Consider the following 15,616-nt stretch of genomic DNA (forward strand, 5'->3'; position numbering starts at 1 on the left):
CCGATGGCCACTGGGTAATCAATGGACAGGTCGTGACCTGGCAGCTAGGTGCCTGAGGTAACGTCCGCTTCCGACCCAGAGCGGACCTTAGGAGCTATGGGGCTCTTAGACGGGAGAGGACTTTGAAGCTCAGATTTCAGGGAAGCCAGGTTGCCGGTCCCAATGGACCGATTGAGGTCGGATACCCGGTCCTCGATGCCCGACGAGTCGCGGACGTTGTTGTGGTTCTTTGCGATTGGATGGCCTTTCCGAGAGGTAAGCCAGCCAGAAATCTCTTTGGTTATAGCTTCAGCGGCGAGAATCTTTGGCGGGCGGAGGACATAGGAATGGGGGAAGTGGATGCGTACACCGGCATCACTTCCGAAGAACCTCTATCCGCGTTCAATTTCGCTTGCTTCGCTTGCGCGATCGACTACAAGTCAGGCCAAGTGACGTCTAAGCAGTTCACAAAGTGACTTTTCGAAAGGTCCGCTTCCGACCCGGAGCGGACATTCAAACCATTCCAGGGATAGGGGGGTACGGATGCAGATTGGCAGTGTCGATGGATTTCTCTATGTGGCACGCATTGCCGGAATACTGGGAAGTGGTGGGTCTGGTCGCATGGTTCGGGAGCAAGGATGAAGAACAAATTGCGTCGGTCACTGACTCGCGCCGCATTTGCCGTTGCCATGATAGGTGCGGTTTCTGGCTGCACACATAAGAAAGACTTGTCTCCTCCTCCGCTCAACCAAACAGCAAAAGACCTTCTGCGGGTGTCAATCAAGGCCGACTCGACCAGCGTGTACAGCGCCAAAGTTGTGGCGCAATACGGCAACATGAGTGGTGACTGCGGATATATCGACTACGGAAAGGCGCTGGGTGGAGTCATGGTTGTTCCCAAGGCCGATATATCTATCGCGCAGGTGGGCGACGTATTCCCCATCTACCTCGACCGGTATGTAGAGCAGGCAGAATGCTCTTGGAAGCTCCTGGCAGTCGGCATAGACGTGGTTGCCCCCAATGGTCGGGTAGCATTTTCCGGTCTGTCTCCCCGGGACCTGAAAGTCGGCGCCCAGAAGGACGTCATATGCAACTTCTCCAGGCCAGATGTGAATTCGTGCCTCGTAGCGTCCCTTTATCCCAATAGCCCTGGTGTCAAGGTAACGATCTCGGTTCGTTGACCAAGAAAAGTTTGCGTACCTGTCAGTTGTACCTCAGGCGTCTACCTAGCCACAGTTCATCAAAGGAAGCTTTTCGCATCCATGAAGGATCATCTCGCGTTCGCCGTCGTGGCTGCTGCCTTCCTGTCGCCCATGGTTATATATGTGATGAGCAAGCTGACTCCACGACTGTCTCAGGTTGCTTATCCGGCCATGGGCATCATTTGCCTCCTTACCGCAGCGGGTTTCTTCGCATTTGTCGGCTGGTACTTCATGGATACAGGGCAGATCGTTTCTCCCGGCAAATTCCGTCCATCCGCGACCATTCTTCCTACCGCGCCGTTGTTCGAGCGCATACTTGTCGGCGCTTTCAATGTCGGGATAGGTTTGACGCTCGCGATTGTCGGTGTTGGCATGCTGCGAGTCGGACGGAAGTAGGGTTGGCGGCGTGTCCTGTGGCGGAAGAGAAGGGCCGTGCGATCTGGGATGAGAGTGGACACGCGCGGCGCCGAGCCATTAGTAATGGAAAGGTCCGCTTCCGACCCATAGCGGACCTTTCGGTTTGTAGGAGTGGCACAGCGCTTTCGGCTGGCTTGGATGGCAAAGAGGAAATAGTGAAATGTGGGCAAACTTTTGGGCAATGCCAAAGCTTCTCAGGCTCATGACTGCTCACGCAATGGCGTGCGTAATCTTCCTTGTAGTGTCCGTGGTGCCGAATGATTCTTCTGCGATCAACGGACGGCATGTCTCCCAAGCGGGATGGTGGAGCAGCGGCGCTGGGTTCTTTGCATCACTCGTCGGCGTTTTTGGTCTAATCGCAGGAGTGGCCCTTCTGAGGAAAATGGCATGGGCGCGCCCGCTATATCTAGGGTTCGCGACCATCGGACTAGTCATCCCCTATCCAGCCCTCGGAGATCCCATTTGGGGACTAGTCGGCGCACTGGTGGTCACCGCAGCGGGATTCTATCTATTCAAAGTCAGGACGGTTGCCACGTATTTCGCGAAGCAGGCACACACGGATATTCGTGGCTAAAGTAGGTCCGCTTCCGACCCAAAGCGGACTCTCTTCCGAAGTGGACATTCGGCTTCCTAGAGTCCCGCATCTTCGATATCAGGGAGTTTCCAGGTCTTGTCGAAGAACGGTTTGTCTGGCCCATACAGTCGGAAGATAACGAACCATTGACCGTCCTTGCCGGTGGTTACCCAGTTGTTTTCCTTGCCTGCTGGAGCTATTGGCGCGAAGTAGATGTCGATCGATCCGTCCGCATTTTTGCTGGTTTTCTGGTCGTAGGAATCTAGGCTGACAACGGCAGCCTCGCGGATAAATCCGGCCGTATCCCAGTCGTAAACCGTGGTCGACCAATACTGTTTGGCCGGCACGTTGGCGGGAACGTGCAGCTTGTATGTCTTGCCGCCACTCAATGGTCGGCCGTTGCGGTCCTTTAGCGTGGATATATAGATCGTCGGCGCACTCGCGTCCGATTTCTTCGGCGGCGCCCAAAACATAAAGCCACCCATGCCACGAAGATCGTAGTTGAGCATGTCGGGCGTCTGATACGAGAACTCGGTCTTCATGCCGGACACATCGGGAAGTGCCCAGTTCGCACCCTCCCAATAGGGCTTGAGCGACTGTGACTGAAGACGCTGGAAGTAACCTTTTGCCTCGGCCGCTGTCTGGCGGAACGTGGCGTTCATGGCCGCATCGGGCTGGAATGTTTTGCCTTTTTCGATGCCGATCGTACTCAGGATGTTCATCATGGCAAGGTCGCGCGGGTTCACCGGCTCCTCGTTCACCATTTTCGCGAGCACCGCATAGAACGTTTCATCCATGTGAGGGATGCCGCTCCACTGCTTGTCGGATGCATCGACGAAGCGCTGCTCAGGCGGATGGACCGCCTGTGAAAGCGGGTACATACGGATCTTCTTGAGCAATGCCACAGCGGCATCTTGATCCACTTTCGAGCTGCTCTTGGCGATAGTGCGCATCAGCCAAAAGCCACCGAACGTGGATGAGCGCACGGGGATATAGCCCGCAGGCACTTCGCCCTGATAGTCGGGGGGAAGGATCAGGTACTTGCCGCCCTTGCCCTTGTCGTCTCCACCTGGGCCGACGATGTTGAGGGGCACATCCCACATGTCGCACAACTGTCCGTAGAGCCCAGCGCCGATCGCCGGTGGCACTTCGAGCACCAAGGGGCCGTCCTGCTTGGTGCTGTATGCGCTGTAGATATAGCGTGTGGAGGCATTGGGCGTGGTGGTCTGGAACTTCCAATTCGGGTACTTGGAGAAATACGCGATGTCGTTGTACTTCGCGCCCAGCCCAAGGAACCCCTGTCTGATGGCGTCAGCAGCAACGATGGGCATGCCCCAAACTGCGGCTTCAAAGGCTCTGCTATGCAGGAGCTGATTCTGTTGCTGCGCAACGACAGGTTGCACACCCTCAGCCGCGAGCATGGGAGCAAGGGCGAGGCCGGCTGAAAAGAGACTGGCCTTGATGAGTGCGTGCCGGAATTTCGTTACCGTGCGGTCCTTCATAGGCCCCTCTCTGATCACATCGTCGACGATGAATCCTCAGGGTGGCGAGCTGCGTCGGACAACCGCATTACCACGTAGGGTGACTAGGTAGATTTACCTACCTGATCGTAAAGTCAGACTGCATTGGGAAGTGTCCGCTGACAACTACATCGGCCGCCATACGCGCAAAAAGTATCGGCCATCACTGACAGGTGATATCGCCGCTGTTTTGCTAACGTCGCGCTGTCACTCGCGGGGGCAGAGGTTGTGCTTGGGCGGGTGGCCATGACCCTCGTGTCATGAGGCGCGGGCCGAGAGTGCAGCAACACTCCCGACCCGCTAACCAAAACCAACTGAAACGAGTTGATGATGGCTGCTTACGATCATACGACACGCGTCCGCCTGCCACCTGCCGATGGCAGAGGTGCTACGGCGCTCACCGGCGGCTTGCCAGCCCACGGCCTGGCCCCCGTCCACCCTCCCCTGCGTCACCCGATGCACCTGGCGTCTGCGGTAGCAACCACGTTGCGAATGCACCGTGACCGCTGGCGCCAGCGTCGGGCCATCGCGCGGGTACGGTGGGCTCAGCCGGTGGCGCTGCGGGCTTCCGGTGACATGAAGGCCGGCTTTGAGGCAGCACATGGCTGTCTTGAACACTCGGCCGATGGGTCGCAACACCCACCCACCGTCGCCAGCTGACCGCGTTCGATGATCGCCCCCGTGGCGCATCGAAGCTAGGTTCGGTGCGCCATCCTTCGGCGTTCATTGACCTTTGAACAGGGCATTCGCCTACACGATTCAGCGACCGCGCCGAGTCGTCGCTTCACCGTGCCTGACAGGAAAATCAGACGTGTCCGAGACCTATCCGATCGTGTTCGTCTGTGGCGAGAGCGACTACCACAACGCCCTCGCGATGGAGCACGTGCTCGACACCCACGACATCGCGCTGCTGATCATCGGCAACCGCTCAGGCGCCGACCGCCTGGCAAAACGCTGGGCCAAGCGAACCGGCACCAATGTCGACATCGTGCCCGCCCTGCCGGAGTTTGGTGATGGCCCCGAGCGTTGGCGCGGACTGCTGGTCGCCCTGCTCCAGGCGGATCGTGTGCTCGCGTTTGGCCGTGACGAGGTATCGCAGATGATCATGGATGAGGCGCGCAGCTGCGATATTCCAGTCGACACCATCGGCGACGACGATCATCGGCATCCGTCGCCTCCATAAGCTGTCCAGGCCATCGAGGTCGGTCCGTAGTGCGCGTCACGCCTTCACGGGCACTTTAGGCTCATAAGCGCATGGTTACGAGTTATACAGTCTGGCTTGCTCCACCGTAGGGAATGTGGCGACTTCACGATGGATGCTGGAGACCCAGACCTCGCTTTGAGACAGTTAACTACATCGTTTCCGCAGAAGTCGATGCGCAGGTGACATAGACCCTATTGGGCACAGATCCAGGGATGGATCACTTGGGGAGAGTCATAGACCACCCTGGCAAATCGCCAGTAGGGGGACGGGATGGCTTCCGTAGCGTTTGATCAAAGTGGGCGCAAGCAATCCGCCTGGCGCAACTTTGTTCCAGGGTCCTGGCAAGAACGCGTCAACGTTCGCGAATTTATCCAGCGCAACTACACACCCTACGAGGGTGATGCCGGCTTCTTGGCTGGCGCCACCGATCGCACTCGGGGCCTATGGCAGTCGCTGCAGCCGCTTTTGGCGGAGGAGCGCGAGAAGGGCATCCTCGATGTGTCACAGGTGCCGTCCGGCATCCTGGCGCACGACGCCGGGTATATCGACAAGGACAGCGAGATCATTGTCGGCCTGCAGACGGACGCACCACTCAAGCGCGCCATCATGCCGTTTGGTGGCTGGCGCGTGGTCGCCGCCAGCCTTGAGTCGTATGGACGTACGCCGGATCCAGCGGTTGGCGAGATCTTTACCAAGTATCGAAAGACCCACAACGACGGCGTCTTTGACGCGTATACACCGGATATCAGAAAAGCTCGGTCGTCGGGTGTTGTGACGGGGCTTCCGGACGCCTATGGGCGTGGACGCATCATCGGCGACTATCGAAGAGTTGCACTCTATGGCGTCGACTTTCTGATTCAGGACAAGAAGCGGGAGAAGCATGAACTGGATGACCGCCATTCCACCGAAGATGTGATTCGATTGCGCGAAGAGCTGGCCGAGCAGTCTCGTTCACTCAAAGAGTTGAAGGAGATGGCCACGCGTTATGGCTACGACATTTCGGGGCCGGCCACCAACGCCAAGGAGGCCGTTCAGTGGACCTATTTTGGCTATCTGGCGGCCATCAAACAGCAGAACGGCGCTGCGATGTCGGCGGGCCGGCTTTCGACGTTCCTGGATATCTACTTCGAGCGCGACCTTCGGGAAGGAACGCTGACCGAATCGCAAGCGCAAGAGATCATCGACGATCTGGTGATCAAGTGGCGCATCGTGCGCTTTCTGCGTGCGCCGGAATACAACCAATTGTTTTCGGGTGACCCGGTATGGGTGACCGAGGTTCTCGGCGGCAACGGCGAGGACGGGCGAACGCTCGTCACCAAGACGGCGTTCCGCATGCTCAACACGCTTTACAACCTGGGCCCCGCGCCCGAGCCCAATCTCACCGTATTTTGGTCCCCTCGCCTGCCCGAAGAGTTCAAGCGTTTTGCTGTCAAGGCGTCGATCGATACCAGTTCGATTCAATACGAGTCGGACGATCTGATGCGGCCAAAGTGGGGGGACGACTGCGCCATAGCCTGTTGTGTTTCAGCCATGCGCGTCGGTAAACAGATGCAGTTCTTCGGCGCTCGCGTGAACCTGCCCAAGACCCTGCTGTACGCGCTCAATGGCGGTCGCGACGAAGTGTCTGGTGAGCAGGTAGGCCCCAATCTCGCCCCTATCACGGGCGATGTCCTCAAGTACGAGGAGGTCATGGAGCGACTTGATCCCATGATGGACTGGCTCGCCAAGACCTACGTGAATGCGCTCAACATCATTCACTACATGCACGACAAATACTGCTACGAATCCATTGAGATGGCGCTGCATGATCGTGATGTCCTGCGCACGCTCGCCTGCGGCATTGCCGGTCTCTCACACGCTACCGACAGCCTGTCGGCCATCAAGTACGCGAAGGTGACCGCCATAAGGGACGACCGCGACCTCATCACGGACTACAAGATTGAGGGTACGTTCCCCTGCTTTGGCAACAATGACGATCGCGTGGACAACATCGCCAAGATGCTTGTCTCGATGATGATGAACAAAATACGCATGTACCCGAGCTACCGCGGTGCAACGCACACGCAATCGGTACTCACCATCACTTCCAACGTCGTTTATGGCAAAGCAACCGGCAACACGCCAGACGGCAGGAAGATGGGCCAGCCGTTTGCACCTGGCGCCAATCCGGCAAACGGCAAGGACACCCATGGCGCGCTGGCCGCCCTGATGTCAGTTGCCAAGATTCCCTATGACGATGCCGAGGACGGCATCTCGCTGACCCTGTCTGTTGTCCCTTCGGCGCTTGGCCTGGAAGAAGACCGCATCTCCCGAGGTGTTGATGCGCTGGATGCGTATTTCTCGAGCGGTGGCTTCCACGTCAATATCAATGTGTTGAACCGGGAGACATTGCAGGACGCGATGGAGCATCCGGAGAAGTATCCACAACTCACCGTCAGGGTGTCGGGCTACGCGGTTAACTTCGTCAGGCTCACCAGAGAGCAGCAGCTGGACGTCATCAATCGCACATTCCATGGGTCGTTGTAGGCCCTTGCCATGAGCGGACCACGGGTCGGCAGTCGCTACGAGTTGAAGGTCGACCGCGAGGGAGCGATAGAGTCGGCGCAGGTGCACGATTACTTTTCCGTGCACCCAGGGGACGTCGAAGAAGTGGCCGATCAGGATGATCTGGTCGGATATGTACATTCCTACGAGGTAGGAAGCACCGTCGATGGGCCAGGCATTCGCTTTGTGGCCTTCCTGAGCGGTTGCCTGCTCCGGTGCCAGTACTGCCACAACCCCGACACCTGGCATAAGCGCAACGGGTATCCCGTGACGGTTTCGCGTGCGATGCACGAGATTTCCAAGTACGCACATGTGCTGAAGGTGTGCCGAGGGGGCGTCACGCTTTCGGGCGGCGAACCCATGGTCCAGCACCGTTTCGCACTTCGCATTTTCCAACGCTGCAAAGAGCTCGGCCTGCATACCTGCATGGATACGTCGGGCCGGCTGGGCGATCGGTTGACCGACAAGGATCTGATGGATATTGACTTGAACCTGCTCGACATCAAGTCCGGCGATCCTGACATCTATGAGAAAGTGACTCGGCAGCCGCTACAGCCGACGCTCGACTATGCTCACCGGCTTTCATCATTGAAGCGCCCCATGTGGGTTCGCTTCGTTCTTGTCCCAGGGCTCACGGACGGATACGACAATGTCGAGAAGGTCGCGGATATCTGCGCGCAATTGACCTCGCTCGAACGCGTCGAAGTGTTGCGCTTTCACCAAATGGGAAGCGACAAGTGGCAAGCGCTTGGCCTTGATTACACGCTGGAGGATTGCGAAGCGCCCGACGCCGCTCTGACCGAGCGCGTGCGCGGGCAATTTCGCAGTAGGGGATTGACCGTGTACTGATGCCATAAGGAGAAGGCCCGTGGATGTCATCAAGACGCTGCTTGAGCAGCAACCGATGATGTCGCTGTTCCTCACTATCGCCATCGGGTACCTCGTTGGCGAGATCAATATCAAGGGGTTCTCCCTGGGCGTGGGCGCCGTGCTTTTCGTCGCGCTGGCCATGGGCTGGTTCGCACCCAAGGCCGTACCCTCCCCCATGGTAGGCACGCTCGGCCTGGCGCTGTTCCTGTATGCCGTGGGCATCCACTACGGAAAGCAATTCTTCGTTGGCCTCACGAGCAAGTCAGGGCGGCGGGCGAACCTGATGGCGATTATCGGTGTCGGGCTTTCCGCTGCAGTCAGCCTGCTATTTACGAAGTATATGGATCTCAAGTTGGGCTATTCGCTTGGGTTATTCGCCGGGTCCGGCACCAGCACGCCCACCCTGCAGGCGGCCATTGCAACGCTTGGCAATGACGATCCGGCAGTGGGCTACTCGGTTTCGTATCCGTTCGGCGTCGCCGGGCCGATCCTGTTTCTATACTTCAGCTTTATCCTGCTCAAGCCCAAGATTCAGCCGACTGCAGCCGCTGGGCTCCAGTTTGTCGAGATTGCGGTGCGTAACGCGGCAGCCTTGGGCAGGACGGTTGGCGAAATCGCCAGCAAGCTTCCTCCCGAGGTGCAGATCGTTGCGCTTCGCACGGCGCACCACAATCGCCCGGCCTCCCCTGAGCTGGTCGTCGTGGAGAACGATGTTGTCTTCGTGGTGAGTCCGAGCATGGAGAGCCTGCAGCAGGCCAGCAGTTATCTGGGCGAAGTGACACCTGGGCAGATATTGCGGGATCGAAGCGATATCGACTATGTGCGCATATTTGCGTCGCGCCCTACGGTGGTGGGCCGTGCGCTAAGTGAGCTGGCCCTCCCGGGCGAGCAAAGTAACATTGTTGTGCAGGTTCGACGCGGCGACGCGGATATCACACCACGCCCCGACCTCGTGCTTGAATTTGGTGATCGGGTGGGCGTGCTGGCCCATCGTTCCGACTTCAGCTCACTGCGTAAATTCTTCGGTGATTCCATCAAAGGCACCGCAGAGTTCAGTTACATATCCATCGGTATCGGCATGGCGCTTGGATTTTTTCTCGGCGCTATCCAGTTTCCCCTGCCTGGTATCGGCAAGCTGGCACTCGGTCTGTCAGGCGTACTCATCGTGGCGCTGGTACTTGGCCGACTCCGCCGCACAGCTGGCCTCAGTTGGACCATTCCACTCTCGGCAAGCCTGGTGTTGCGCAATCTCGGTCTGACGCTTTTCCTTGCACAGGTAGGCATGTCATCCGGACCGAAATTTGCCGCCACCGTGACGCAGACCGGGCTGGAAATGTTAGGTCTGGGCGCCATTGTGCTTGTCGTACTCGTGCTCCCCATCCTCATTCTCGGCTTGTGGGTCTACAAGATGCCGTTTGACGAGGTGGCGGGTGTCGTCGCCGGGGCTTGTGGCAATCCTGCCATTCTCGCCTATGCAAACAAGCTCACGCCCACGGACCGTCCTGACCTTGGCTACGCCATGATTTTTCCGGGCATGACGATCCTGAAGATTCTCTTCGTCGACATCGCGCCGTCGTTCTTCTCGTGATGGACGTGGATGCGTGCGCTGGCTCTTCAAGTCGCAGCCAGCGCCCCAGCTTAGTGCGACAGGCTTCAGCTGGGGACGTTGCGCTTAAATCGCGCCCGCCATGTCGACCTGAGCGGCATGTACGCGCGCGCGCCCTTGCTGCTTGGCCTGATAGAGGGCTTTGTCAGCCTGCTCCACGAGGGCAGCCATGATCAGGTCACCTTGCGGCACGCCACTGACGACGCCGATCGATACGGTCACTTGCCCATCAATGCCACTCACATGGGGTATGCGCAGCGCACGTGTGGCGGCATCCAGGCGCTGCACCAGTTCCGTCGCGTCATGCAACGTGGCGGCCGGGAAGATGCAGATGAATTCTTCGCCACCCATGCGCCCCACAAAGTCACCCGGCCGATGTAACGATGCCTGGAGTGCTTGCGCCACACCGCGCAGGCAATCGTCGCCGGCCAGGTGGCCGTAGGTGTCATTGAAGGCTTTGAAGTAATCAATGTCGACAACGGCTACTGCCAACGGGAGCTCTTCGCGCTTGCAGCGACGAAACTCTTGCTCCGAGCGCGCATCGATCTGCCGCTTGTTGGGGATGCCAGTCAGGCCGTCAACCCACGCCAGTTGGCGGAGTATGTCCGCCTGATGTTTCAGGGTGAGGTGGGCACGAACGCGATTGCGGGTGGTTTTTGCATTGATGGGCTTGGTGATGAAGTCGACGGCACCGACGTCCCAGCATGCACTCTCCTCTTCCGGATCATTGAGCGAGGTGACGAAGATCACCGGGATGTCAGCGGTGGCGGGATTGGCCTTGAGGGCCCGACAGACATCGAGACCACTCAGCTCTGGCATCACCACGTCCAGCAGCACCAGGTCGGGTTGCGATGATTCGCAGAAGGCGATGGCATCCGATCCATTGGTGGCCATGAAAACGTCGTGGTCACCAGCAAAGATCTGGTGCAGCGCGCGGATATTCACCGGCTGGTCGTCAACGATAAGCAGCTTGGGTCGGGCGGTGACAGCCATGGGCTGCGGTGACGTAAAACCGAAGTGGTCATTCATGAGGACGTTCCTTGTTGTGCGCCCCGAGCAACTCATTGCAGATGCGCAACCCTGCCTTCAGGTCCAGCAGCGACATGGCGTCGTCCAGTTGCTGTTGGATATCCGGATGTGCCGACGCAAACTGGCCTCGCATCCCTTCGTAATGATCGACGGCGGACATGTTGGAAGCTGCCAGAAGCTTTGCAAGTTCCGCGAGTGCTTCGCGATCCAGCGGAAGGTCAACCGCTGATTGCGCGTGCCCGGCGGGCACCTTGAGGATCTGCCCGATCAACGAAACAACGCGCTCGGTCAGTTCCGTCAGGTGGCCTACGGCTGCACTTTCGCCTGACTGCATGGAGCCAGCGGACACCTCGCGCTCATAGGAGCCCGCCATGGCCGACAGACGATTGGCGCCAATGGTTGCCGCCACGCCCTTCAATGTGTGCAGCGCCTTGGCTGCTTGCGTTGTGTCGTTGTTCTCGAGAGCCACGGCGACCTCTATCAGGGCCTCCTGCGCGGATAGCTCAAAGCTTCTCAGCGCGGCGTGATAAGGCGCCTCTCTTCCGCCGAAGCGCGCAAGCGAGCCCATATAGTCGAGTTCCGCATCCACCCATGCTTTCGTCGGTGGGAGCTTTGGCTCGGGTGCAGCGCTTTCGCCGGCCGCGTGCGCGCGCCCTCGTGTCCAATGAAGAATTGTATTTACCAGTACATCGATATCGAACGGCTTGCCCAGGTGATCGTTCATGCCTGCTTCTAGGCATGCCAATCGGTCGCTCTCCAGCACGTTTGCGGTCATCGCGATGATGGGCAGGGTTTCCATGCCTGGCATGGCCCGTATGTGACGGGTCGCGGTGAAGCCGTCCATGCCCGGCATCTGGATATCCATGAGTACCACGTCATGCAAGTGGACACCGCCTTCGATCGTCTTGAGCGCTTCAATGCCACTGCTCGCGACATCCACCACGGCGCCCTCAAACTCCAGAAGCTCTTTGGCCACCTGCTGATTGGTCGCGTTGTCCTCGACCACCAGAATGCTCATGCCATCCAGACGGCCTGGTGCCTCGCCCTGTCGGCCGGGCTCATGGGATGCAGGGAGCACAGGCGTCCTGGACGCAAGCGCGTCGGCCACCGCATCCAGCAGCATGGATGAGGTGACCGGCTTCACCAGAAAGCCATCCATCGCAACGCTAGCCGAGGACATCTGCTCTGCCACGGCCTCGCGTTCGTGCATGGTCACCATGACGATCAGCGGACATTTGTCAGGCGGGCACAGGTCACGGATACGGCGACCAGCCTCCCAACCATCCATGCCCGGCATCGACCAGTCCATCAGGATCACGTCGTAGGCCGCAGCCTGATCTTCGTTGGCGGCCACTCGTTGAATGGCCTCGGCACCATTTGCCACGACGTCGCAATGCCACCCCAGCGAGGTGGCAATCTCGGCAAGGATGGTGCGCGCGCTGGCGTTGTCATCCACCACGAGCACGTTGAGGTCCCGGAGCTGGCTCATGACGTCGGCCGATACGCCAATGGGTCGCTCCGTGGTTTGTACGTCTACGTTGAAATAAAACCGGCTGCCAACTCCCAGCTGACTTTCAACATGCAGTTCGCCGCCCATCATCTCGACCAGCCGACGACAAATGGCCAGCCCCAGTCCGCTGCCGCCAAACCGGCGAGTGGTAGATGCTTCGGCTTGCGAAAACCCTTCGAAAATGGTCGCCAGCTTTTCATCGGCGATGCCGATACCGGTGTCCTGGACTTCGAAGTGAACCCCCACGCTACCGCCCGTCCGTCGCACCAGCCTGGCCTGCAATCGCACCTCGCCGACTTGGGTGAACTTGACTGCGTTCCCGGCCAGGTTGATCAGCACCTGCTGAAGCCGTAGCGAATCGCCCACCAGCCAGCTCGGGATACTGGGGTCAATATCAAACACCACTTCAATATCTTTGCTGCCGATGTTGGCGCTGACGATGACGGCAATTTCCCGCAGCAGCTTGTCGAGGTCGAACTCGTGCAACTCCAGCGTCAGGCGCCCGGCCTCGATCTTGGAGAAGTCGAGGATGTCATTGAGCAAGGCCAGCAGCGTGGTCGCGGCGGTTTCGGTTTTCTGGGTGTAGTCCCGCTGCTTGGTATCGAGCTGAGTCTTCTGCAGCAGTTGCAGCATGCCAAGAATGGCGTTCATCGGCGTGCGGATTTCGTGACTCATATTGGCGAGGAAGTCACTCTTCGCCTGGCTGGCGGCCTCTGCCGCCGCAATGGCCTTCACCATGGTGGCTTCGGCCAGACGCTGGTCGGTGGTGTCTTCGACAATGGACCAGATGAAGGGCTTGTCATCGATACGCAGCACCACGCCATTCAGACGAACAGGCACACGGCTGCCGTCCTTGCGTATGTAGTGCTTGTCGTAGGGACCGTAACGCCCGGTTTGCTCAAGCGTGGCGAGAATATGTTGTTCCTGCGGCAGATACTCCGACGGTGTCAGATGCCAGTAGTCCATCTGCATCAGCTCTGCATCGCTGTAACCCGTCAGGTTGCGATACGCCGGATTGAACTCGACCAGCTTGCCGGACTCATCCGTCAGCGCGATACCGAGTGGCGAAAGCTCGAACAGGCCGCGTAGCTTGCGTTGGTTGATCGCCAGCGCGTTTTCGCGTCGTTTCAGTTCTTCAAGGCTGGCTGCGACGCCCAGATAGCCCTCGATCGAGCCATCGTCCCGCTTCATGGCGCTGATATTGAGCAGCACAGGAACGCGCTTGCCGCTCTTTTTCACATAGGTCCACTCGTGCACATCGGGGGCGTGCTGGGCCTTGGCAATCAACGCTTCAAAGCCCGCGCGAATCGGGCGGCCCAAGTCTGTCTCCAGCGCCTCTGCACGGAAGATGATTTCTGCCTCGTCGTGAAACTGCAGAGGTGACCCCTCACCGATCAACTCTTGCGCGGTGTAGCCGAGCATGGCTTCGGCGGCGGGGTTGAACAGGGAGATCTTTCCGTGGGTATCCGTGGCGAAAATGGCGTAACCCGCATTTGATAGAACCGCTTTATGCAACGCCGAGACCGCCTTCAGCTCAGCCGTGCGCTGTTGCACCTGATGCTCAAGCGTGGCGTTGAGCTCGCGCACCCGGCGCTCCGCGGCTTTGCGGTCGGTAATGTTGCGCAAGGTGGTCGCCACGCCAATGACGGTTTGGCGCTCGTCGCGAATCGGCGACGCGGAAACTTCGACGTACAGCATCGAGCCGTCGGCGTGCCGGCGCACGGACTCTCCGATGACAACGCTTTCACCCGCTGAAACGCGCCGCAAGATGTCCTTGTCCTCGTCGAGATATCGCCGGGGCACGATGAGATCCGAGAGTGGCTTGCCAAGGACCTGCTCGGCATCGTGGCCGAAATGGCGAGTGGCCGCGCGATTCCATTCAATGATGGTGCCGTCGAGCGCCGTGCCGATAATGGCGTCATGCGAGTCTTCGACAATGGTGGCCAGTCGCGCCCGCTGCACCAGGGAGCGGCGCCTTCGCGACGTGGCATACGCCACCAGCGCTGCGATCACCGCGAGCAGCGCGCCGCCGATACCCATCCAGACCGCCTGAGCGACCGGGTCAGGTAATCCCAGCCCCTTGATGAACTCCGCACTGGGCGTGATATCCAGGCGCCAGGTACGGCCATATATCGAGATGTCTCGCGTAAGCTCGTGGTCCACCTGTCCATGGCCGTTAGCCGGCGCGGAAGCAAATACGCTTTCCGCGCTACCGCCTCCGGTCACGTCATTGATATTGAGAGACAGACCCGGAAAGGAGCGCGCAAAGGTCGCCAGGATCTCGTCGGTGACCAACGGGGTATATACCCAGCCGACCAGTTCCTCGCTGCGTTGCGCGGGCTCCGGCAACTGTGACGATCGGAAGATCGGCAGCAAAAACAGGGCTCCCCGATTCTTCGCGCCAGTGGCCTGCACCAGTGTGATCGGCCCGGTAAGCGTCGCATGCGCCGATGCCATGGAGCTCAGTGCCGCCGCGCGCCGGTTGGGGTCGGATGCGATATCGAGGCCGACTGCCGCCAGATTGGGTGACTCCGGCTCCACATACTTGATGATGAATCGATCGCCCGTGACATCGGCAAGTTCACGCACGTGAAACGGGCTGCCCCTGTCTGCTTGTGCCTTGGCCACAAATCGGGCCAGCTCGCTCTCGGGCACCTTCACGATGTAGCCGAACCCCCTCGACCCGGGGAATTCTGAAGAAAGATCGCGCGACTGCATGGCGCGTGAAAAGGTGTCGTGACTGACGTTGCTTAAGCCGACCGCGATCATCGCGGCGCGCACACCTCGAAGGCCGTAATCGTAAAGACGGAAACGCGACTGCAAGTCTTGCGAGATCTGGTCGGCGGTGACATTCAGCCGCTGCTCGACCGCCTGGTGGTTACTCGCCAGCAATCGCCAGCAAACGGCGGCGGTAGCACCCCACGACAGCACCAGCACTGCCACCGACCAAAATAATGGGCCAAGTTTCCGTGCCACGCCTTCCCCCGTCATTGATGGGCCGCTGAGAGACGGCGCTGCGCATTATGTCCCTCCACGGCATTCCGGTTCCATGAAGATGGCGCCCCTCGTGACTGACCGTGAGCCAGCAGGTCATAAGCATCCAGGGCATCGCCTTCCGCAGGATATCGCGACCGGCAGCACACGCCAGAATCCTTGACCTG

The 15,616-nt window shown here is 59.2% G+C and carries 10 protein-coding genes; 7 read left to right on the plus strand and 3 right to left on the minus strand.

Annotated elements, in window-relative coordinates; all coding sequences use genetic code 11:
* Positions 1–122: 122 nt before the first annotated feature.
* The 3 genes from AC0GUR_RS04540 (at position 123) to AC0GUR_RS04550 (ending at position 1,577) form a co-directional block, all read left to right on the plus strand.
* Positions 123–455 (plus strand): DUF7957 family protein, encoded by a 333-nt coding sequence (locus tag AC0GUR_RS04540; protein WP_472876291.1) that lies wholly within the window; start codon positions 123–125, stop codon positions 453–455.
* A gap of 162 nt (positions 456–617) precedes the next feature.
* Entirely contained in the window at positions 618–1,160 is a 543-nt protein-coding gene (locus tag AC0GUR_RS04545) for a hypothetical protein (RefSeq protein ID WP_472876292.1), read from the plus strand.
* 81 nt (positions 1,161–1,241) lie between these two features.
* Entirely contained in the window at positions 1,242–1,577 is a 336-nt protein-coding gene (locus AC0GUR_RS04550; RefSeq protein WP_472876293.1) for a hypothetical protein, read from the plus strand.
* Between the two features lie 651 nt (positions 1,578–2,228).
* Here the strand turns inward: AC0GUR_RS04550 and AC0GUR_RS04555 are convergent.
* A complete protein-coding gene (locus AC0GUR_RS04555) occupies positions 2,229–3,674 on the minus strand; it encodes a DUF1254 domain-containing protein (RefSeq protein ID WP_472876294.1) in 1,446 nt (481 codons plus the stop codon).
* An 829-nt stretch (positions 3,675–4,503) separates the two neighbouring features.
* Here AC0GUR_RS04555 and AC0GUR_RS04560 point away from each other — a divergent pair.
* From AC0GUR_RS04560 to AC0GUR_RS04575, 4 genes are all read left to right on the plus strand, one after another.
* Positions 4,504–4,875, plus strand: a complete 372-nt coding sequence (locus AC0GUR_RS04560; RefSeq protein WP_472876295.1) for an SLOG family protein — start codon at positions 4,504–4,506, stop codon at positions 4,873–4,875.
* 291 nt (positions 4,876–5,166) lie between these two features.
* A complete protein-coding gene (gene pflB, locus AC0GUR_RS04565; RefSeq protein ID WP_472876296.1) occupies positions 5,167–7,422 on the plus strand; it encodes a formate C-acetyltransferase in 2,256 nt (751 codons plus the stop codon).
* 9 nt (positions 7,423–7,431) lie between these two features.
* On the plus strand, positions 7,432–8,289 hold the full coding sequence (gene pflA, locus AC0GUR_RS04570; protein WP_472876297.1) for a pyruvate formate-lyase-activating protein: 858 nt from the start codon (positions 7,432–7,434) through the stop codon (positions 8,287–8,289).
* 19 nt (positions 8,290–8,308) lie between these two features.
* Entirely contained in the window at positions 8,309–9,898 is a 1,590-nt protein-coding gene (locus AC0GUR_RS04575) for an aspartate:alanine exchanger family transporter (RefSeq protein ID WP_472876298.1), read from the plus strand.
* Positions 9,899–9,982: 84 nt separating this feature from the next.
* On the opposite strand, the gene AC0GUR_RS04580 is transcribed toward AC0GUR_RS04575, so the two are convergent.
* Both AC0GUR_RS04580 and AC0GUR_RS04585 read right to left on the minus strand, forming a co-directional pair.
* A complete protein-coding gene (locus AC0GUR_RS04580; RefSeq protein ID WP_472876299.1) occupies positions 9,983–10,945 on the minus strand; it encodes a diguanylate cyclase in 963 nt (320 codons plus the stop codon).
* Positions 10,938–15,431: a PAS domain-containing hybrid sensor histidine kinase/response regulator gene (locus tag AC0GUR_RS04585; protein WP_472876300.1), complete on the minus strand. Its 4,494-nt coding sequence runs from the start codon at positions 15,429–15,431 to the stop codon at positions 10,938–10,940. Before AC0GUR_RS04585 ends, AC0GUR_RS04580 begins: the two co-directional genes overlap by 8 nt.
* Between the last annotated feature and the right edge of the window lie 185 nt (positions 15,432–15,616).

Source organism: Dyella sp. PARNA 12/25 (assembly GCF_055702865.1).

Excerpts from the sequence above, each read along its gene's own strand:
- AC0GUR_RS04580 (WP_472876299.1), bottom strand. The coding sequence starts at position 10,945 with ATGAATGACCACTTCGGTTTTACGTCACCGCAGCCCATGGCTGTCACC.
- AC0GUR_RS04555 (WP_472876294.1), bottom strand. The coding sequence starts at position 3,674 with ATGAAGGACCGCACGGTAACGAAATTCCGGCACGCACTCATCAAGGCC.
- AC0GUR_RS04550 (WP_472876293.1), top strand. The coding sequence starts at position 1,242 with ATGAAGGATCATCTCGCGTTCGCCGTCGTGGCTGCTGCCTTCCTGTCG.
- AC0GUR_RS04545 (WP_472876292.1), top strand. The coding sequence starts at position 618 with ATGAAGAACAAATTGCGTCGGTCACTGACTCGCGCCGCATTTGCCGTT.
- pflB (WP_472876296.1), top strand. The coding sequence starts at position 5,167 with ATGGCTTCCGTAGCGTTTGATCAAAGTGGGCGCAAGCAATCCGCCTGG.
- pflA (WP_472876297.1), top strand. The coding sequence starts at position 7,432 with ATGAGCGGACCACGGGTCGGCAGTCGCTACGAGTTGAAGGTCGACCGC.